The following is a 19,624-nucleotide window of genomic DNA, read 5'->3' on the forward strand; positions in this document are numbered from 1 at the left end:
CATCAGGCGGCTGGAGTTCGCTCCGCCGCCTGATTGCTATTATGCTGCGATGGAATCGGGAGAGAATTCATGCGGCTGACAGTTTACTCCGACTATGCGTTGCGGCTAATGATGTATCTCGGCCTCCGCAAGGGCGGCAGCTTGTCGACGATCGACGACGTGGCAGCAGCTTACAGTATCTCCAAGGCTCACCTGATGAAGATCACCAACGAACTCGGCAGGAAGGGTTTGATCGAGACCATACGGGGACGTCAAGGAGGAATGCGCCTCGCCCGTGAAGCATCGGCGATCAGGGTCGGGGATATTGTCCGGGCCTGCGAGCCAGACTTCGCGCTGGTCCCCTGCATGGAGGCTGAAGGCGGCAACGCCTGTGTGGTGCTGCCGGCCTGTGTGCTCAAGCGCGCGCTTGCAACTGCGGCTGCAGCCTTTCTCGAGGTTCTGGATGGTTACACGCTGCAGGACCTCGTCGGACCAACCGTGGCGCTACGCCAACTTCTCGGCATCGAGAATCCCGACCCGGTGCCGAATACGGTAACAAGCAAGTAGCAGCACTCGTCCATGTCTCCAATCGTAAGCGTGGGGCCTAGCTAATCTCGCTGAAGGTTCGGCGGAAATGGATCATGCCAGGCGTCGATCCGATCAAGCGCTTCGTACCATCGGGACAGGTGACGAAACTGACGGAAATCGAATCCCATCGCATCCGCATATGGAAGTGCGGCACCGATTGCGAAATCTGCAGCAGTTACCGCAGGTCCGACGGTCCATGTCCGATCGGCGAGATGTTCGTCGATGATCCGGCAGCTCACTAGGAGGCTTGAACGCGCCTCTTCAATGATCCGCTCGTCCTCCTGCAGCCCCAACAGCGGCTTGATCAACCTCTCGAACCATATCGTTGCGCCATAGCGGGTAAAATGGACGGCGTCCCAACTCATCCAGCGTGTCATATCGAACCGTCGCGCATCTTCCGGCCAAAAATCCGAACCCGCCCGATCGGACAGGAAGCGCATGATCGCGTTGGCTTCCCATAGCCGTAAATCGCCATCGGTTAGAACCGGAACCTTGCCGTTCGGATTGAGTGCCAGAAATTCGGGCGTTCTCTGCTCGCCACGCGCCAGATCCACGCGAATGAACTCGACGTCCACACCGAGATAGCGGGCTGCCGCACAGGCCTTTCGCGGATTTAGCGTCTCGCAATAATAGAGTTTCATAGGTTGTCCCATGTCACCGGCCCTCTTCGACCTGGTGCTTGAGCAGGAGTGCCAGTCGTTCAAAGGTCTGGTTCCAGCCATCGGTGTGGCCATCGCGCGACGCGTCGCTGCTGAACGGTCCCTGGTGAAACGTCATTTCCGTCGAGCCTCCCAATGCGACCAAGTCGACAGTCACGATCGTCTCGGGGCTTATGCCGCCGTCGCTCTGCTCCCAATGATGGGTGAAGCGGAGACGTGATGGCGGGTTGATCTCCAAATATCGTCCCGCGACCCAATGGTTCTCGCCGTTGGGTGCTATGAGGCAGGCGCGATGGGCACCGCCAATGCGCAGCTCGAGTTTGTCCGGAACGCACCGGAAGCCTTTCGGCCCCATCCACTCCACCATGATTTCGGGATCGGTCCATGCCTTGAAAATCACCTCGGGCGGTGCAGCGAACACTCTCACCATCCGAATTTCGTTCGAGACGGGCGTACGCAATTGATCAGAATTCATTTTTCGTTTCCTCCTGTCTTCTCAATGTAGGCATCCAGACGATCGAAGCTCTCTCGCCAGAAGTGGCTGTAGTCTTCGAGCCAATCGGCGATCCCCTTTAATGCAATGGGGCACAGCTCTCGTGGACGTGACTGCGCCTGCCGCCTCGTGGCGATGAGCCCCGCTTCCTCCAGAACTTTCAGATGTTTGGAAATGGTAGGCTGCGCCAGATCGAAAGGATCAGCGAGCTCGGCGACCGTGGCGGCGCCCTGACTCAGCCTGGCGACGATCGCCCGTCGTGTCGGATCGGACAGTGCCGAGAAGATTGCATCGAGGTTTTGCTGCATATATCACCTTTTAGCTATATTGCCACATAGCAATATAATTGAGCCAAGGTCAAGCATCTCGATGCGCCAAATGTGCACTTAGTTTCTCTCCATGCGGCGTATCTTCGTCACCTTCCCGTTCGTGTAGCAATTCGCTCCGGGAGTGCTGAGGATCGAAGCTGAGCACCTCGCCCAGGTTGGAAAGCGCATGCAGCAAGACCGAGAGAACACAGTCCGCCAATCCTCCTGCCAAGAGGAAATCGAACGCCAATCCGCACACCATAAAAGTGCACTGAACAATTTGAACAAAGCAACCAAGCAGTATGCTCACTTTTCTATCAAAATTTCTATAGTTCTCAAATTTCAACTAACGCTATGCCTACCTACGCTGCCCTCATCAAACTTCCTGAGGGAGCTGAAACACGTGGTTGATTATGTAGGCGGCGGCAATGTCGCTGGGTTGGTCCGATCAGTCGGTATAAAAACACTCTTGCCTGGTCAGACAGCATCCGTGCTGCGACGGAGCGATGTCTGAGCAATGAGCAAGCTTTCCGTACAAGCGCCGAAGTCCGTCGTCATGATCCGGCCGCATCACTTCACGCCGAATCCGATGACCGCCAACGACAACTCGTTCCAGTCGAATGACGAGAAGCGGGCGGCGGCGGCCATAGCCAGCACCGCCTTCGACGAGGTGACGCGCATGGCCGAGGGGCTGGCTGCGGCCGGCGTGACCGTGCATGTCTTCGAAGACAAGACAGCCGCAACGCCCGACTCCGTCTTTCCGAACAACTGGTTTTCCACGCACTCGGGCGGCCATGTCGCCATCTATCCGATGTATTCGGCGAGCCGCCAGTCCGAACGGCGCAGCGACGTGATCGAGATGCTGAAGACCGACTATCGCGTCCAGGACGTAATCGACTATTCCGGCCTTGAGAAAGACCATGTCTATCTCGAAGGCACCGGCGCCATGGTGCTCGACCATATCGGCCGCGTTGCCTATGCCGTCCGCTCCAACCGCACCAATGAAGTGGCACTGGAACGATTCTGCACGCATTTCAATTTCGAGCCGATGGTCTTCGACGCAGTCGATCGCAACGGCAAGGCGATCTATCACACGAACGTGCTGATGTGCATCGGAACCGACTTTGCACTTCTCGGATCGCAGATGATCCCGGATGTCGCCCGCAGGCGCGAAATCATCGCACGCCTCGAAGAGACTGGCCGCAAGGTCATCGACCTGTCGATCGAGCAGATTGAGAACTTCGCCGGCAACGCGATTGAGCTGGACGGCAAGGACGGCAGGCTGGTCGTGCTGTCCGCCAGGGCCCACGAAGCGCTTGATGCCGCGCAGATCGAAGACATCGAACAGTCGGCAAAATTGCTGCCATTCGACGTCTCGACCATCGAGCTTGCGGGCGGATCGGTCCGCTGCATGCTCGCCGGAATTCATCTTTCGCGCCGCGAGCCGGCAGCTACACAATTGCTTTACGCCGCCGGTTGAGCCGGATAGAGAAGCCCGTACAAAAGTAAAGGTACCTGCAAATGTCGCAAGCAAGATCAGTCTATCACTTCAATTCCGTCATCGTCCGCGAGCCTTCGCGTTCTGTCGTCAATGGCCTTCGCGCCGACGATCGGGGCAACCCGACCTATGAAGGCGTCAAGGCCGAGCACGACGCCTATATCGCCGCCATGCGTGACGCCGGCGTAGAAGTAACGATCCTGCCAGCGCTCGAAGCCTTCCCGGACTCGATCTTCGTGGAAGACCCCGCACTCGCCTTTCCCGAAGGCGCGATCCTCCTTCGTCCGGGCGCCGTCAGCCGTGTCGGCGAAACGGCCGAAATCACCCCGACGCTGCGCGATATGTTCGAAACCGTGCTTGACCTGCCGACCCCAGGTTTTGCCGATGGCGGCGACGTGCTGACGACGCCGAAGAGCGTCATGATCGGCCTTTCCGCACGCACCGACAAGGTTGGTGCCGAGGCCCTTTCCGCCTGCATCGCCAAGCTCGGCCGCAAGGCTGAGATCGTAGCGACCCCGGAAGGCGTGCTGCATTTCAAAACCGATTGCTCGCTGCTCGACGACGAAAGCGTGCTGTCGACCGCCCGCCTCGCCCGCTCCGGCGTCTTCAAGGATTTCAAGCAGATCATCATTCCGGAAGGCGAGGAGCCCGCTGCCAACGCACTGCGCGTCAATGATGTCGTCATGGTCGGTTCCGACTTCCCGCGCACGATCGAGATGCTCGACAAGCTCGGCTACAAGGTCGTGCCGATGAAGACGACCGAGATCGGAAAGATCGATGCGGGCCTGTCCTGCATGTCGCTGCGCTGGTACCGCAACGGCCGATAAGCAAACTCAAGAACAACGGGAGAACAGAATGCACAGCTTCAAATCGAAAATCATCGCCGGTGTCGCACTGATACTGTCCGCCGGCTTTGCTCATGCCGAGGATACCATCCGCCTCGGCATGACCCCCGAGCCCTATATGCCGTTTACGCAGGTCAATTCCGCCGGCCAATGGGAAGGCCTCGAGGCCGATCTTTCACGCGCTGTCTGCGCGAAAATGCAGATCAAGTGCGATATCAAGCAGATGGCTTGGGACGGCCTGATCCCGTCGCTGAACGAAAAGAAGGTCGATTTCATCATCGGCGCCTTCTCAGTCACCGATGATCGCCGCAAGGTCGTCGACTTCAGCACGCCCTACTACACCGAGGGAACGTCCTTCGTCGGCGCCAAGTCCGATAGCACGAAGATCACCACGGTCGATGCGCCTGACGGCGCAGGCAAGATCCTCGATCCGTCGATCGTATCAGGCAAGATCATCGGCGTGCAGACCTCCAGCGTCCAGGCCGCCTACGTCGCCAAGTACCTGAAGGGTGCAGAAGCCAAGAGCTACGACACCGCTGACAACTCCGTTGCCGATCTCGTTGCTGGCCGCGTCGACTATGTTCTTATCCCGGATCTCTACATCCAGACGTTCCTGAAGTCGCCCGCGGGTGCCGACTACGAGGTGAAGCTCGAAGTCCCGAAAAGCACCACGCTTGGCGAAGGCGTAGCCTATGCCATCCGCAAGAGCGATTCGGACACACTCGGCAAAGTCAACAAGGCCCTTGCCGAACTCGACAAGGACGGCACGACGCAGAAGCTCGTCGACAAGTGGATCTTCGACAAGAAGTAATTGCGTGACGCCGGGCGTGGCCTCTTCCGCACCCGGCGGCGCCCATACCTGCTCGCGTCGCGACATCGCTTCCACAGCCTCATCGCAGCCTTCATGAGCAGACGGCGCCCGATTCCGCATATCGGCAACATAAGGCCGTCCGGCTGACCTCCACAGGCGAAGCCGCATAGAGCAGGTAGAACGCATGGACACATATTGGCACTTGCTCGGCTGGGGGCCGGAAGGCTGGGGCGCAAATTTCGCCTGGGGCTTGCTGATGACCCTCCAGGTATCGATCGTCTCCTACATAGTAGCAGTGATTTTCGGCTTCCTGGGAGCCGCCGGCAAGCTTTCGCACCACCGGTCGCTTCGCATCATCGCCGGAATCTATACGACGGTCGTACGCTCGCTGCCGGAACTGCTGGTCATTCTTCTCCTCTATTTCTCCGTCGCAAGCGGTGCCGAACGCTTCCTGAAATATGCCGGCCTCGTCGACTCCAGCTTCCAGTTCAGCCCCTTCTGGGCGGCTATCATCGCGCTCGCCTTCGTCTCCGGCGCCTTCATGACCGAGGTTCTCCGCTCCGCCTATCTTGCGGTGCCCCCCGGCCAGATCGAGGCGGCCGTGTCGATCGGTATGCGGCAGCGCAAGATCCTGACCCGCGTCGTCCTGCCGCAAATGATGCGCCATGCGGTGCCCGGAATGGGCAATCTCTGGCTGTCCATCACCAAGGAAAGCGCCATCATCTCCGTGCTCGGCTCGTTTAGCGAGTTGCTCTATACCGGCTACCGCGCAGCCGCCAGCACCAAGCAATACATTCTCTTCTATGGCCTGACGGCCCTGCTCTTCCTGCTTATTACGCTGGTTTCCGTTCTCGTCATCAGCCGCATCGAAAAGCACCTGAACCGGGGGCATCGCTGATGGAAACGATCACCAACGTCATTTCCTTCCTGCCTGCCCTCATCAAGGCCATGCCGCTGACGCTGCTGCTGACGGTAACGGCAGGCATCTTCGGCCTCGTCATCGGCACGCTGACCGCGCTCGCCCGCCTGTCGAAGTACAGGTTGCTGGCCTGGCCCGCCTTCGCCTTCACCTTCACCTTTCGCGGCACGCCTTTGCTGGTGCAGATCTATCTGATCTATTACGGCCTCGGTCAGGTCCTGCCTGGAACCTGGGTTCGCCACAGCTTCCTCTGGCCCTATCTGCGTGACGGCCTTTGGTACGCGATTGCAGCACTCAGCCTGAACCAGGCGTCCTATAATGCCGAAGTCATCCGTGGCGCTATTCAGGCGATCCCCCGCGGCCAGATCGAGGCGGCTCTTTCGGTCGGCATGAGACCATGGACGATCCTTCGTCGCGTGACGCTGCCGCAAGCATTCCGCCACTGCATGCCGGTTCTGACGAGCGATCTCATCATCCTGCTGAAGACGACGTCGCTCGCCTCGACGATCACCATTCTTGAGGTGATGGGAACCGCGCGGATGCTGCAGCGCCAGTCGCTGCTGATCTTCGAACCGCTGATCGCCGCCGGCATCATCTATTTCGCCGTGGTCTTCATCCTGACCCGGATCATGAACGTCGTCGAGCTCCGCATGACGCGCTATCGCGCCGCTCGGAAGTGAGCTTGAAAGCCTCGGGAGGAATTGAAATGGTCGAGACTGCGCTCTCGGTGAAGGACATCCACAAGAGCTTCGGCGATGTCGAGGTGTTGAAGGGTATATCCTTCGAAGCCCGCAAGGGCGATGTGATCTCGCTGATCGGCAGCAGCGGTTCGGGCAAGAGCACCTTGCTCCGTTGCATCAACTATCTCGAGACGCCGGACAGGGGCGAAATCTCGGTGGCGAGTGAAGCCATCCGCACGGCTCCGGCGCGGGGCGGCAAGATGCATGCTGCGGATCCCCGGCAGCTGGAACACATTCGCACCCGGCTCGGCATGGTCTTCCAGAGCTTCAATCTCTGGTCTCACCGGACGATCCTCGAAAACATCATCGAAGGACCGATCCATGTTCTCGGCACGTCACGCAAGGATGCGATCGCCGAGGCTGAGGTCTTGATGGAGAAGGTCGGCATTACGCCGAAGCGCGATCAATATCCGGCACAACTCTCCGGCGGGCAGCAGCAACGCGCGGCAATCGCCCGTGCGCTTGCCATGAGGCCAGAGGTGATGCTTTTCGACGAGCCGACATCCGCACTCGATCCGGAGCTCGTCAATGAGGTGCTTCAGGTGATCAAGAAGCTTGCCGAAGAAGGGCGCACCATGATCATGGTCACCCACGAGATGGCGCTTGCGCGCGACATTTCGAGCGAGGTGATCTTCCTGCACAAGGGACTGGTCGAAGAGCGTGGCGCCCCTGAGAACGTCATGAGGAACCCGCAATCCGAACGGCTTCGCCAATTTCTCCGGATGGGATGAGGACTGAAATGAGCGACATCGATTTCCAGAATTTCCTGCCGGAACTTATCGAGATCCGGCACCGGCTGCACCAGATGCCGGAGATCGGGCTTTCAGAATTTAAGACGTCCGATTTCATTGCCACTCAACTCGAAAAATGGGGCTTCGAGATCACGCGCGGCCTCGGCAAGACCGGCATCGTCGCGAGCCTTCGCGCTGGCAACAGCAATCGCGCCATCGGCTTTCGCGCCGATTTCGACGCCCTGCCGATGCAGGAGGAAACCAACCTTCCCTATGCCAGCCAGCACCCGGGCGCCATGCATGCCTGCGGCCATGACGGCCATACGAGCATGCTTCTCGGTGCGGCGTGGGCGCTGTCGCAGGACAAAAGTTTCTCCGGCACCGTGCATTTCATCTTCCAGCCGGCCGAGGAGAATTTTGGCGGCGGCAAGCTGATGATCGAGGATGGTTTGTTCGAGCGCTTCCCCTGCGATCAGGTTTTCGCGCTGCATAACTGGCCGGGCATCCCAACCGGCACCTTCACGACCCGCGCCGGACCGATCGCAGCCTCGATCGACGTGGTGACGGTGACCGTGAAGGGCAAGGGCGGCCATGGTGCGCAGCCGGAACTGACCGTCGATCCCGTGGTCGTCGGCTCCAGCATCGTCATGGCGCTCCAGACGCTGGTGTCGCGAAACATCTCCCCTCACCAGCCCGCGGTCGTGACCGTCGGCGCCTTCCTATCCGGCTCGGCATCCAACATCATCCCCGACACTGCAGTGCTTGAGATCAGCATGCGGGCGATGAACCCGAAGGTGCGCGAGGAGATCCGCGGGCGCGTGAAACAGATCGCAACATTTCAGTCCAAGAGCTACGGTGCCGATATCTCTTTCGACTGGCATGTCGGCTATCCCGCGACCATCAACAACAGGCAAGCCGTGGAAACGGCAAAATCCATGATCGTGCAGCGCTTCGGCGAGGACGCATTTGTCGATCTTGACCTTCCATTGATGGGAAGCGAGGACTTTTCGTTCCTGCTCGAAAAGGTTCCCGGCGCCTATGTCCTGATCGGCAACGGCGACAGCGCTGGCCTGCACACCACGACCTACGACTTCAACGACGAGATCCTTGAGCGCGGCGCGTTGTATTTCTACTATCTGGCCAAGGATCGACTGGCATAGATCTCCAGACAAAGCGACGCCGATGGACTGGGCGGGCACGGCAAACCGTGCCCTGCCTCAGGAAAGTTACCGCTCTGGTTTTACCCGAGAAATCAGGGAGTGCGTGACAGCTTTGCCAGTAAATCGGCCAGTTGATCAGCCTGAGCAATGTCCAATTTATCACCGAGATGACGCTGGATCGCTGCCGCATAGACGCTCCACATGCGCTTCTGCATGGTTCGGCCATTGTCGGTAATGATGACCCAACGGCCGCGACCGTCTTCTGAGAATACTTCCCGCTGAACAAGCCCGGCCTTTTCCATCCGGTCCAGAAGGCGAGACAGATTGTGCTGTGCCAGCAGCGTACGCTGCTCGATCTCGTAAGGCCGCAATCTACCGTCCTCGGCTCGCGACAGTTCCAGAAGCACGTCATACCACCCAAGCGGCGGAACAGAGGCCGCCTTCAGATCCTGCTCGATCGCCTCGAGGACAATCTGCTGGGCGCGCATGAGCCGCACCCATGCGCGGGTGATGGAGGGGTGGAGTTGCGATGCATCTGAACATTCGGACATAGATGCAATTACATCCATATTGACCGAAAGCTCAAGACTCAATATAGATGCAATAACATCTACACTCAGTGGAGCCTCCGCCCATGTCTCATGATCGCCTGACCGAATATGCCGTCACGCTGCTGCGTGTCAGCCTCGGCGTGATGTATCTCGCCCATTCCATTGTGCTCAAACTTTTCACCTTCGGACTTGCCGGTACGGCGAGCTATTTCGAGTCGATTGGCCTGCCCGGATGGCTGGCATATCTCACCTTCTCGGCCGAGGCCGTCGGGGGCTTAATGCTGGTTCTTGGCATCTATGCCCGTTGGGTCGCCTTAGCGCTGCTCCTGGCGCTGCTCGGCGCGATCATCTGGGCGCATAGCGGCAATGGGTGGGTGTTCAACGCGCCGGGCGGTGGCTGGGAGTATCCGCTCTACCTCGTCGTGCTGTCCGTAGCCCAATTCCTGCTTGGCGACGGCCGCTATGCACTCCGTCCAACTCTTCCCTTACGCTGAACCGACTTCAGGAGAACTCACCATGTCCGAAACAAAGTTGACCCTCGTCAGTCACCATTTATGCCCTTACGTCCAGCGCGCCGCCATCGCCCTTGCCGAAAAGAACATCCCTTTCGAGCGCCGTTATATCGATCTGTCGGCAAAGCCCGATTGGTTCCATGCCATCTCGCCACTCGGCAAGGTGCCGCTGCTGATCGTCAGTGGGGAAGATGGAACCGAAGCGGTGTTATTCGAGAGCGCCGTGATCTGCGAATATCTGGAGGAAACGCAACCCGGCGCTCCGCTCCACCCTGCTGACCCATTGAAGCGGGCGCTGCACCGGGGATGGATCGAGTTCGGCTCCTCCATCCTTTCAGACCTGTGGGGCTTCGAGACCGCCAAGGATGCCACTACCTATGAAGCCAAGCGCCTCGCCCTTATCGACAAGTTCGGCCGCGTTGAGGCCGAATTGGGTGCCGGGCCATTTTTCACCGGCGAATCGTTTAGCCTGGTCGACGCGGTCTTTGCCCCAATCTTCCGCTATTTCGATGTGTTCGACACCATTACACCGACCGGAGTCTTTGATAGGCTGCCGCGCGTCAAACCCTGGCGAGAGGCCTTGGCCGAGCGCGAAAGCGTACGCCAGGCTGTTAGTGACGACTACAGCAATCGCCTCATGGCCTTCCTCAAACACCATGATGCCTGGCTATTGAAATTGGCGGCATGAAATGAGCTCAATTCCAGGCCAGCGGCAATGAAAGCATCGGCGCAGGACAAATCGCTGGCTCGAGCCTTTCCGGCGTACAGGCCTCATTATCTGTCCCCCCATCGCCTCGGAAGCGATCTTGGCCAGCGGCGAAATCACGATCTTGATGTCATTGATCTTCTATTGGTTGGTGTCCGCGGTCTGCAAGGTCGTTGCCGGTCATTGCAACGTCACGCAGAGCGAGGCTTTACCGGCGAGGGCATGGAACTGCCTGCCACTCCCTGTGGTCCTTTATGGATAAGTGTCATCCTGTGTGCCCGGGCACACAAACTTCAAACAAATGTCACGCAACCGTAATTTTGAGCTTCTAGCTCTCCTGTTGAGCCAAGCGGATACGACGAAGGGCGAAAACGACCTCCCTGCGGTCATAAGGGTCCTGCTCAAAGGTATTGGCAGATCAATTTTCATCACCTCCATATTAACGACAGCCAGCGAGCATCGCACATGACACGTCCAACCTCCTCTACTCTGGTCATACGCCCATGGATGGAAACCGACTCCATAAACGAAATGACCGCATTGCTGCATCGCGCGTATGGCGGCTTGGCGAGAATGGGGCTGCGCTTTATGGCGACCCATCAGAGCGATGAGGTTACCGCGAAGCGCATTGCCGAAGGTCAGTGTTTCGTCGGCCTAATAGACGGGAAAATCTGCGGCACGATCCTGTTCAAGAATGCAAGCCAGACCAAGGGCTGTGCCTGGTACGACCAACCGGAGGTATCGAGCATTGCTCAATTCGGCGTCGAGCCCGACCTGCAGGCCAAGGGGCTTGGCCGCCAGCTGATCGCCTTTGCCGAGCGACAGGCGATTGCCAGTGGTGCGCGGGAATTGTCGCTCGATACGGCTGAGCCCGCCACGCATTTGGTCGATTGGTATACCCGGCTTGGCTATCGTTTCATTGGCCATGAACAATGGTCCCACACCAATTATCGCAGCGTCATGCTGAGCAAGGCTCTATCGGCAGGTCTGTAGAGCTGCGCCGCCGAATGTTGGACTTTGTGTGATAATGTTGCCTCTCTTAATTTCGTTACACAAACTTCAATTAGGTGTCACGCGACTGTAATTTTGAACCTCTAAGTCTCTCCGCGAACCAAGGAGAGACCTTTGTCGAAACTTCCCGCAGCCGGTCGACATCAAAACATTGTCAGCCTCGTCAACGGCGGCCATGGCATGTCGATCGCCGCCATGGCCGAGGCATTCGGGGTTTCGACCGAGACGGTGCGCCGCGACCTAGTGGCGCTCGAGCGCAATGGAGCCCTAAGACGTGTTTATGGCGGCGCCATCCCGTCGGATCGCAAGGCGCCGCTCGAAGACCGTGTGCTGATGGAGCGGGCTGGGAAGCAGGCCATGGGCCGCAGGGTTTCCTCGCTCATCGAAGCCGATCAATGGATATTCATGACCGGCGGTTCCTCGGTGCTTGCCGTTGCGGAGGCGATGCGCGACGGCCCGACCGTTTCGGTGATGACGAATATGCCTGCTATCGGCGAAGCGCTGCAGGCGGGCCAGCGCCACCGTGTTCATTTCACCGGTGGCGAATATAATGCCTCAAGCAAGATGCTGATCGGCGACGAAGTTTTCGATGCCATCGAAAACTGCAGCTTCGATCTCTCCATAGTCGGCGTCTACGGATTGGACGAACGCTTCGGCCTCGTCGAAGAAACCCGCCACAACATGCGGCTCAAGCTGCAGATCGTCAGCCAGTCGCGCGACGCCATCTATGTGGCCGATCACACCAAGATCGGTGCACCTGGCCGCTACCAGTCCATCCCCTTCAAGGATATCAGCACCTTCGTCACCGACGAACAGCTCGCCCCCCGTTTTACCGCTCTTCTCACCGAGGCTGGCGCCAGCATCCTTTACCCGGAGAAAGCGGACGACGACGCGCTCCAAGTTTCTACCGCAGCAGAGAACCCGGACCATGAGTGACATTGCCCACGCCATCATTCTCGGCGTCGACGGGCTCCGGCCCGACCAGATCAATGCCGTGACCATGCCGAACCTTCACGCCCTGAAGCAAAGGGGCGTCGCCAGCAGCGATCACCGCACGGTGTTTCCGAGCGAAACGCGCGGCGCGCTGTCGGCACTGGCCAATGGTGCCAAGCCCGAGAGCACGGGCGTTCTGGGCAACGATTTCTACGCCCGCGACGGCGGCAACAGACTTGCCGGCACCGACACCATCCACGATTGGCGCCATGGCGAGGCACAATATGCCGGCGGCATGGTGCACACGGTCAACCTCAGCGAAACCCTCGCCAAAGCCGGCAGGTCCTTTGCCGTCGTCACCTCCAGCGGTCAGGGTTCGTTCACCTCGCTCAATTGGAAAGGTGCCGAACTTGGGCAGACGGGCTTCAACGTCCGCCATCCGCAGCTCGCCTTCCCGCACGATCTCGCCATCGACATCACCGCACGCCACAAAGTCCCAAGCACAGGCTTCGAACGCGGCGCCGAGGCTAAGGCAGTCGACATCTTCGTCAATTCCGTCTGGCCGGCCAAGAAGCCGAGCGCCTCGATCATCTGGCTGACCGAAGTCGACAGCGCTTCCCATCTCCACGGGCTCGGCACCGAAGGGCAGATTGAAAGCCTGATCCAGTGCGATGCGGCCATCGGCGCCCTGCTCGACTGGCGCGAGCATCAGCCCGAGCGCGATGCGATCGCTGTTTTCATCACCTCAGACCACGGCCACACGACCTCGACCCGCTTCATCAATGTCGACGATGCCTTCAAGGCCGCAGGCATCCGCGCCGCCACCCGTTTCGACGATGAAGTCGACATCATCTTCCGCCGCGGTCGCGCGCCTGGCCTGTGGCTGCGCCAGTACGATAAGGGACTCCTGCAGGCCGCCTTTGATGCCATCGTGGCGCAGGATTGGTATGGCGCGACCTTTACCCGCGCCATCGAGCCTGGTTCGCCCTATGGCACGATCGACGGTACTTTGGCGCTAGAATTGACCGGCGCCGGTCATCTGCGGGCACCCGATCTCTATATCAACCTCGTCGGCGACCATACGCCCAATGAATTCGGCGTGCCGGGCACATCAACCTGCGATGTCGGCAATTACAAGATCGATGTCGGCGGCGGCACGCATGGCGGCCTGCATCTCGCCGAATTGACGGCCGTGCTGATTGCCGACGGCGCCGGCCTCAAGGCGGGAGGACAGGTCATCACCACCCGCACCGGTATCACGGATTTAGCGCCGACGTGCCTGCACATGCTGGGCATTGCCGCGCCGGACACCATGACCGGCCGTGTCATGCACGAATTGCTGGAGAACGGTGAAGCCATCGGCGCTCCGGTCTCCGAAGAGTTTACGGCTACGGCTCAGGGCAAGACCTCGCACCTGCGCTTCGGAAGTGTGGGGACCCAAAGCTATGTCGATGAGGCCTGGGCCTCGCCGGCGGCCACGGTCCCATCGGTCAGCCACGAGGCAATCGTGGTCAAGGCGCCAGCCGAGTAACGAGCGCCACATCTAGAACTTTTCCCGCTGCGAGGGCGAACTCGCGGCGCCCATTAATCACGCAGTCTGCCGAACCCTCTTCGGCAGATCACGGTCGAGCCATGCCGCGAACAGGCGGCCTCACGGGAGACGTATATGCAACCGACCCTCAAGACCTTCACCAAAGCTGCTCTGATGAGCGGCTTGTTCCTTGGCTTCGCCTCCGTTGCGATGGCTAAGGACGTCACCATCAACGTTGCGGTCCAGTCCATGGGCAATGCCGGCTCGATCGAAACCGTCGAGTACAGCAGCACAGCGGCGCGCAAATTCCAGAACTCGGTCTTCGAACAGCTTATCGCGCTTGATCTGCAGGACCCCAACCTTGCCTCCAAGCCAGGGCTCGCGACCGAATGGAAGTGGATCGACGATAAGACGCTCGAGTTCAAGCTGCGTCCGAACGTCAAGTTCCACAACGGCGACACCATGACCGCGGAAGACGTCGTCTTCTCATTCTCGGACGAACGCTTCGGCCTGCTGCCCTCGCAGACGGCCGCCCGCGAAAAGGGCGAAACCACTTTCACCCGTGCCGACGGCAGCAAGGGCATCGTGCCGCCGGCGACCGTCGCAGCCAGCCGCGCCTCCGAATGGCCGCTGCTCGACCATGTCGAAGCCGTCAATGACCTCACCGTCCGCTTCGTCATGAAGAAGGCCACGCTTGATACCGAAGCCCGCCTCGCCCGCGTCAACTATGCCGCCATCATCTCCAAGCGCGGTTTCATGAAAACCGCCAGCTGGAACGCCTGGGCGGCCAAGCCGATCGCCACCGGCCCCTACAAGGTCGAAAACATCGAGCCCGGCTCGGCCATCCACATGGTCGCCAATCCCGATTACTGGGGCGGCAAGCCTCCGATCGACAAGCTTAACATCCTCGTCGTGCCGGAAGCTGCCAGCCGCGTGAACGGCCTGATGTCGGGTGAGTATGATATCATCTCCGATGTCGGTCCCGATCAGGTCCCGATGATCGAAGGCTCGTCCGACTTCCGTGTCGTCGGCGGCCCCGTCGCCAACGTGCGTTTCATCGCTCTCGACGAGAACAACGGCCCTCTCAAGAACGTGAAGGTGCGCCAGGCCTTGAGCCATGCCATCGACCGGCAGACCATCGTCAAGACGCTCTGGGGCGGCCGCACCGCGATGTCGCAAGGCTTCCAGCATCCACTGTTCGGAGATCTCTTCGCCACCGATCACCAGACCTCGGAGTACAATCCGCAGCTGGCCAAGCAGCTTCTGGCCGAATCCGGCTACAAGGGCGAACCGATCACCTACCGCGCGCACAACAACTATTATCCCAACGAATTGACCATTGCGCAGTACAATCTCGAAAATCTGCGTGCCATCGGCTTCAACATCGAATTTTCGGTCATCGATAATCCCAATGATCCGAGCCCCCACCGCATGATGCAGGACCTTTCGAACACCGCCTATTTCGCCTTCCCGGCAGCGCTTCTGGCCAACAACTGCCCGAACGGCACCTACAACACCAAGACCAATCCAAAGTCCGGGATGTGGCAGAACGACGAGTTCGACCGGCTGTGCGACGTACTGAACAAGTCGACCGATCGAGCCGAGGTCAAAAAGGCCTTCACGCGCGCCCTCGACATCATCGAGAACGAAGATCCAGGCATGATCGTCCTGCACCAGAACGCCATTCTTTACGGCAAGCGATCGAACATCGAATGGGCGCCGTCGGCGATGTTTGCCATGGACTTCACGCCGGGCCATTTCGCCATCAAGAACTAAAGACACCGCGCGGGCGGGCGCTTCAACGCTCGTCCGCCGCCTTCCTCGACCTTGCAGGACGAACTTCGTGACCACCTTCTTTATGCGGCAACCTCTGCCGATCGACATGAGCGGCGGCAATTGGAGCCATTTTCGCGACGTGCTGCCGGCCGGCACCGAAGGCGTGCGCATCTATGCCGTAGGTGATATCCACGGCCATCTCGATCATCTGCTGGCCATGCAGGCAGCTATCGCCGCCGATCGAGCACAGCACCCTGTCGAGCGCGTGGTGATTGTCTATCTCGGCGACCTGATCGATCGCGGCCTGCATTCCCGGTCGGTCATCGAGCAGATCGCCGCCCAGCAGAATGCCGCCAACGAGACGATGGAAATCGTCTGCCTTACCGGCAATCACGATGCCTGGCTCAACGAGTTCCTGACCGACGCCGCCGTTCTACCACTCTGGGGCCGCAAGGGCGGGCTTGAGACCTTGGCATCCTACGGTTTCTCCCCCGAGGAGGTCATGCGCGCAATGGCCGATCCGGTAGCAGCCGAGGTCATGCGGCTCGCTCTCGTCGCACGCATGCCGCAGCGTCACAAGGAGTTCATCGCCACCCTGCTACTATCCTACCAACGGGGCGGCTACTTCTTCGCTCATGCGGGCGTGAATCCCGATCGATCCCTCGGGGAGCAGCGCAAGGAAGACCTGACATGGATTCGCGACCGGTTTCTGACCTCAAGAACGGACTTTGGAAAGGTCGTGGTGCATGGCCATACCTCAGGCCCTCGCGTCGAGAGCCTGCCCAACCGCATCAATGTCGACACGGGCATCTATGCCACCGGGGTCCTGAGCTGCGTGGTGCTTGAGAGTACCGGGCGACACCTCATTACCGTCGATCGCGGCACCTTGCGCGCCCTGCGCGAACAGCAGATGGAAACGCAACATGGCTGAAGCTGCCCCGCTCGTCCAGATTTCCAACCTTTGCGTCGATTTCAGCAGTCGCCACCACACGGCGCGTGCCCTGCACGGCGTCAACCTATCCATCCACCGCGGCGAGACGCTTGGCATCGTCGGCGAAAGCGGTTGCGGCAAGTCGATCACCTGGATGGCAAGCCTTGGCTTGCTCGGTGCCAATGCCCGCGTTGACGGCTCGATCAAATTCGACGGCCGCGAGATCCTTGGTTTGCCCGAGCCAAAGCTCAACGCCATTCGCGGCGGTCGTGTGGCGATGATCTTCCAGGACCCGACCAGCTCACTGAACCCGCTCCACCAGATCGGTTGGCAATTGACCGAGGCCCTCGCGCTACACCGGAATCTGCGCGGAGCGGAAGCCCGCAAAGAAGCAGAACGTCTGCTTGATCGCGTCGGGATCGCCAATGCCCGCCGCCGCTTGGGCGAATATCCGCATGAGTTCTCCGGCGGCATGAACCAGCGCGTGATGATCGCCATGGCCTTGGCCGGCGATCCCGAACTACTCGTCGCCGACGAACCGACGACAGCGCTGGATGCCACCATTCAAGCGCAGATCCTCGATCTCCTCGATGACCTGCGTCGCGAACGCAATATGGCGCTCGTCCTGATCTCGCATGATCTCGGCATGGTATCGGAAATGACCGAGCGCGTCGTCGTCATGTATTGCGGTCGCGTGGTCGAGGACACGCCGACGAGTGCGCTGTTCTCCAGGCCTGCTCATCCCTATACGCGCGGGCTGATTGCCGCGCTGCCGGATCTCGATGGCCCTCGCCGCCGGCTTGTCGCCATCCCCGGCACGGTGCCGCCACCCGATAGACTGCCGCCCGGCTGCCCTTTCACACCGCGCTGCCCCGCGGCCATGACAACATGCGCGCAGGCCGTGCCGACACTGCGCATGGTGGGTGGCCAGGTTGCGCACCGCGCCGCCTGCATGCTCATATCGCCGTCAGTAGCGGCGAGCGATGTCCTGGCGGGAGCCATGCAATGAAAGGCGCGCTGGAAGTCCGAAACTTGAGCCGGGTCTTCAAGGTGCGCGAACGCGGCCTGCTGTTCTCCGCCACCAAGCTCCTCAAAGCCGTCGACGGAATTTCCTTCAACGTTGCGCCCGGTGAAATGCTCGGCATCGTTGGCGAGAGCGGCAGCGGCAAATCGACGACGGCCAGGCTGCTGCTCGGCCATATACCCGCCAGCGGCGGCGAAATCCGCTTCGGCGGCGAAAAGGTCAGTGCCAAGCCGGATGCCGATTGGCGCCGCATGCGCCGGCGCATGCAGATGATCTACCAGGATCCTCTCGGAGCGCTCGACCCGCGCATTCCCGTGGGGCTACAGATCGAAGAGCCACTGATCGTCCATCGACCGGAGCTCTCCGCCGCCGAACGTCGCGCTCATGTAGCCGATGTCATGGGGCAGATCGGCCTGCTCGCCCACCACGGCACCCGCTATCCGCATGAAATGTCGGGCGGCCAGCGCCAGCGCGTCATCATCGCCCGGGCGCTCATCATCGATCCGGAGCTGCTGGTCTGCGACGAGCCGGTATCCGCGCTCGACGTTTCCGTGCAGGCGCAGGTTCTCAATGTGCTCGACGACATCCGCACCCGCGCCAACTTCACCGGCGTCTTCGTCAGCCATGACCTCAAGGTTGTGCGTCAGGTCGCCGAGCGCGTTGCCGTCATGTATCTGGGCCGGATCGTCGAAATGGGCGATGTCGGTGAAGTCTTCGCCAACCCGGCCCATCCCTATACCCGTGCCCTGGTTTCCGCCGTGCCGATGCCGGGACGCAGCAGACGCAATCGCATCGTCTTGAAGGGCGATCCGCCGAGCGCCATCGACATGCCCGCCGGCTGTCCCTTCCACACCCGCTGCCCAGAGGTACGCAAAGCCTGCCGCTCGATCCGCCCCGAGCTCGTCGAAAAGGGCCGTCGCGCGGTGGCTTGCCACCTCGTCAACAATCCCTCGCTATCCGGCATGGAGGTGGCCTGAGCATGGTCCAGTTCGTCTGCTCGCGACTTTTGCGAGCGCTGATGACGCTGTTCATCATCGTCACCTTTGCCTTTTTCGTGATGCGCCTGTCGGGCGATCCGCTGAGCCGGTTTTTCGACGTTGCCAATACGCCGCCGGAAGTCATCGAGGCCTTCCGCCGCCAATGGGGTCTCGACCAGCCGATCTGGGTACAGTTCTATAAGTATCTGGTCGCGGTGCTGCACGGCGATCTCGGCAATTCCATGCGCGAGAACCGGCCCGCCCTCGCCGTCGTGCTCGACCGGCTTCCGGCGACGCTCGCCATCATGGCACCCACGCTACTGCTCAAAACGGCGCTCGGCCTCTTGGCGGGCATTACCGCCGCCCTGCATCGCAATTCCGTGTTCGACCGGCTGATCATGTCGATCTCCGTGCTGGGCTTTACAGTGCCCACCTTCGTACTCGCCCTGGTGCTGGCGCTGATCTTTGCGGTGCAGTTGCGCTGGCTGCCGTCAGGCGGTTACTCGAGCCCGCTCCACATGGTACTGCCCATCGTGACCCTCTCAATCGCCGGCGCTGCGGTCATCGCGCGCTACGCCCGTTCAGCAATGGTCGAAGTGCTCGGTCAACCTTTCGTTCGGACCGCCCGCGCCAAGGGTGTGCCGTGGACCAAAATCGTCATTCGCCACGTACTGCCCAATGCCGCCGTGCCTATCGTCACCATCTTCGGCTTCATGCTCGGCTCAATGGTTGGCGGCGCCGTCGTCGTCGAAAGCGTCTTCTCGTGGCCCGGAATCGGGCGTCTGTTGATCTCGTCGGTCACGTCCCGCGATCTGGCGGTGGTGCAGGTCATCCTGCTGCTCATCGGCGCGATGATGGTCATGTCCAACCTTTTGGTCGATCTTCTCTACGGCGTCATCGACCCGCGCATGCGCGCGCCACGCCAGGCCAAATCATAGGAG

The 19,624-nt window shown here is 60.2% G+C and carries 23 protein-coding genes; 18 read left to right on the forward strand and 5 right to left on the reverse strand.

What is annotated here, in order from left to right:
* The first annotated feature begins 69 nt into the window (after positions 1-69).
* Positions 70-546, forward strand: coding sequence for an RrF2 family transcriptional regulator (locus QD409_RS16595; RefSeq protein WP_430763127.1), 477 nt, complete (start codon positions 70-72; stop codon positions 544-546).
* A 41-nt stretch (positions 547-587) separates the two neighbouring features.
* Here QD409_RS16595 and QD409_RS16600 read toward each other — a convergent pair whose 3' ends face one another.
* Genes QD409_RS16600 through QD409_RS16615 form a run of 4 tightly spaced genes read right to left on the reverse strand, consistent with a single transcriptional unit; the run spans position 588 to position 2,373 of the window.
* Complete coding sequence (locus QD409_RS16600; protein WP_430763128.1) at positions 588-1,208, reverse strand: glutathione S-transferase family protein; 621 nt, start codon at positions 1,206-1,208, stop codon at positions 588-590.
* Between the two features lie 13 nt (positions 1,209-1,221).
* A complete protein-coding gene (locus QD409_RS16605) occupies positions 1,222-1,701 on the reverse strand; it encodes an SRPBCC family protein (protein ID WP_430763129.1) in 480 nt (159 codons plus the stop codon).
* Complete coding sequence (locus tag QD409_RS16610; protein WP_092847542.1) at positions 1,698-2,027, reverse strand: ArsR/SmtB family transcription factor; 330 nt, start codon at positions 2,025-2,027, stop codon at positions 1,698-1,700. Before QD409_RS16610 ends, QD409_RS16605 begins: the two co-directional genes overlap by 4 nt.
* Positions 2,028-2,076: 49 nt before the next feature.
* Complete coding sequence (locus QD409_RS16615) at positions 2,077-2,373, reverse strand: hypothetical protein (protein WP_430763130.1); 297 nt, start codon at positions 2,371-2,373, stop codon at positions 2,077-2,079.
* Between the two features lie 171 nt (positions 2,374-2,544).
* Between QD409_RS16615 and ctlX the strand changes: the two genes are divergently transcribed.
* The 7 genes from ctlX (at position 2,545) to QD409_RS16650 (ending at position 8,731) form a co-directional block, all read left to right on the forward strand.
* On the forward strand, positions 2,545-3,507 hold the full coding sequence (gene ctlX, locus QD409_RS16620) for a citrulline utilization hydrolase CtlX (RefSeq protein WP_430763131.1): 963 nt from the start codon (positions 2,545-2,547) through the stop codon (positions 3,505-3,507).
* A 41-nt stretch (positions 3,508-3,548) separates the two neighbouring features.
* On the forward strand, positions 3,549-4,352 hold the full coding sequence (locus QD409_RS16625; RefSeq protein ID WP_430763132.1) for a dimethylarginine dimethylaminohydrolase family protein: 804 nt from the start codon (positions 3,549-3,551) through the stop codon (positions 4,350-4,352).
* A gap of 28 nt (positions 4,353-4,380) precedes the next feature.
* Positions 4,381-5,181 carry a transporter substrate-binding domain-containing protein gene (locus QD409_RS16630; RefSeq protein WP_430763133.1) on the forward strand — a complete coding sequence of 267 codons (801 nt, stop codon included), beginning with the start codon at positions 4,381-4,383 and terminating at the stop codon, positions 5,179-5,181.
* Between the two features lie 184 nt (positions 5,182-5,365).
* Positions 5,366-6,079, forward strand: a complete 714-nt coding sequence (locus QD409_RS16635) for an ABC transporter permease (protein WP_430763134.1) — start codon at positions 5,366-5,368, stop codon at positions 6,077-6,079.
* Positions 6,079-6,780 carry an ABC transporter permease gene (locus QD409_RS16640; protein ID WP_430763135.1) on the forward strand — a complete coding sequence of 234 codons (702 nt, stop codon included), beginning with the start codon at positions 6,079-6,081 and terminating at the stop codon, positions 6,778-6,780. Before QD409_RS16635 ends, QD409_RS16640 begins: the two co-directional genes overlap by 1 nt.
* A gap of 26 nt (positions 6,781-6,806) precedes the next feature.
* Positions 6,807-7,571, forward strand: a complete 765-nt coding sequence (locus QD409_RS16645; protein WP_430763136.1) for an ABC transporter ATP-binding protein — start codon at positions 6,807-6,809, stop codon at positions 7,569-7,571.
* 8 nt (positions 7,572-7,579) lie between these two features.
* A complete protein-coding gene (locus tag QD409_RS16650; RefSeq protein ID WP_430763137.1) occupies positions 7,580-8,731 on the forward strand; it encodes a M20 aminoacylase family protein in 1,152 nt (383 codons plus the stop codon).
* A 92-nt stretch (positions 8,732-8,823) separates the two neighbouring features.
* On the opposite strand, the gene QD409_RS16655 is transcribed toward QD409_RS16650, so the two are convergent.
* Positions 8,824-9,282, reverse strand: coding sequence for a MarR family winged helix-turn-helix transcriptional regulator (locus tag QD409_RS16655; RefSeq protein WP_430763138.1), 459 nt, complete (start codon positions 9,280-9,282; stop codon positions 8,824-8,826).
* 83 nt (positions 9,283-9,365) lie between these two features.
* On the opposite strand from QD409_RS16655, the gene QD409_RS16660 reads away from it, so the two are divergent.
* From QD409_RS16660 to QD409_RS16705, 10 genes are all read left to right on the forward strand, one after another.
* Entirely contained in the window at positions 9,366-9,776 is a 411-nt protein-coding gene (locus QD409_RS16660; protein WP_430763139.1) for a DoxX family protein, read from the forward strand.
* A 22-nt stretch (positions 9,777-9,798) separates the two neighbouring features.
* A complete protein-coding gene (locus QD409_RS16665) occupies positions 9,799-10,482 on the forward strand; it encodes a glutathione S-transferase family protein (RefSeq protein WP_092847598.1) in 684 nt (227 codons plus the stop codon).
* Positions 10,483-10,965: 483 nt separating this feature from the next.
* A complete protein-coding gene (locus QD409_RS16670; protein ID WP_092847601.1) occupies positions 10,966-11,493 on the forward strand; it encodes a GNAT family N-acetyltransferase in 528 nt (175 codons plus the stop codon).
* Positions 11,494-11,625: 132 nt separating this feature from the next.
* The gene (locus tag QD409_RS16675; protein WP_092847604.1) at positions 11,626-12,447 is read left to right on the forward strand and encodes a DeoR/GlpR family DNA-binding transcription regulator; all 822 of its coding nucleotides are present in this window, start codon (positions 11,626-11,628) and stop codon (positions 12,445-12,447) included.
* Positions 12,440-13,975, forward strand: a complete 1,536-nt coding sequence (locus tag QD409_RS16680) for an alkaline phosphatase family protein (protein ID WP_430763140.1) — start codon at positions 12,440-12,442, stop codon at positions 13,973-13,975. Before QD409_RS16675 ends, QD409_RS16680 begins: the two co-directional genes overlap by 8 nt.
* A gap of 135 nt (positions 13,976-14,110) precedes the next feature.
* Complete coding sequence (locus tag QD409_RS16685; RefSeq protein ID WP_430763141.1) at positions 14,111-15,751, forward strand: ABC transporter substrate-binding protein; 1,641 nt, start codon at positions 14,111-14,113, stop codon at positions 15,749-15,751.
* Between the two features lie 67 nt (positions 15,752-15,818).
* Positions 15,819-16,682, forward strand: a complete 864-nt coding sequence (locus tag QD409_RS16690) for a metallophosphoesterase (protein WP_430763142.1) — start codon at positions 15,819-15,821, stop codon at positions 16,680-16,682.
* Entirely contained in the window at positions 16,675-17,691 is a 1,017-nt protein-coding gene (locus QD409_RS16695; RefSeq protein WP_430763143.1) for an ABC transporter ATP-binding protein, read from the forward strand. Before QD409_RS16690 ends, QD409_RS16695 begins: the two co-directional genes overlap by 8 nt.
* Entirely contained in the window at positions 17,688-18,683 is a 996-nt protein-coding gene (locus QD409_RS16700; protein ID WP_430763144.1) for an ABC transporter ATP-binding protein, read from the forward strand. The genes QD409_RS16695 and QD409_RS16700 overlap by 4 nt, the downstream gene beginning before the upstream one ends.
* Positions 18,684-18,685: 2 nt before the next feature.
* Positions 18,686-19,621: an ABC transporter permease gene (locus QD409_RS16705; RefSeq protein ID WP_092847630.1), complete on the forward strand. Its 936-nt coding sequence runs from the start codon at positions 18,686-18,688 to the stop codon at positions 19,619-19,621.
* The last annotated feature ends 3 nt before the right edge of the window (positions 19,622-19,624 follow it).

It is taken from the genome of Rhizobium sp. BR 315 (assembly GCF_050577975.1).
Taxonomy (GTDB): Bacteria; Pseudomonadota; Alphaproteobacteria; order Rhizobiales; family Rhizobiaceae; genus Rhizobium; species Rhizobium miluonense.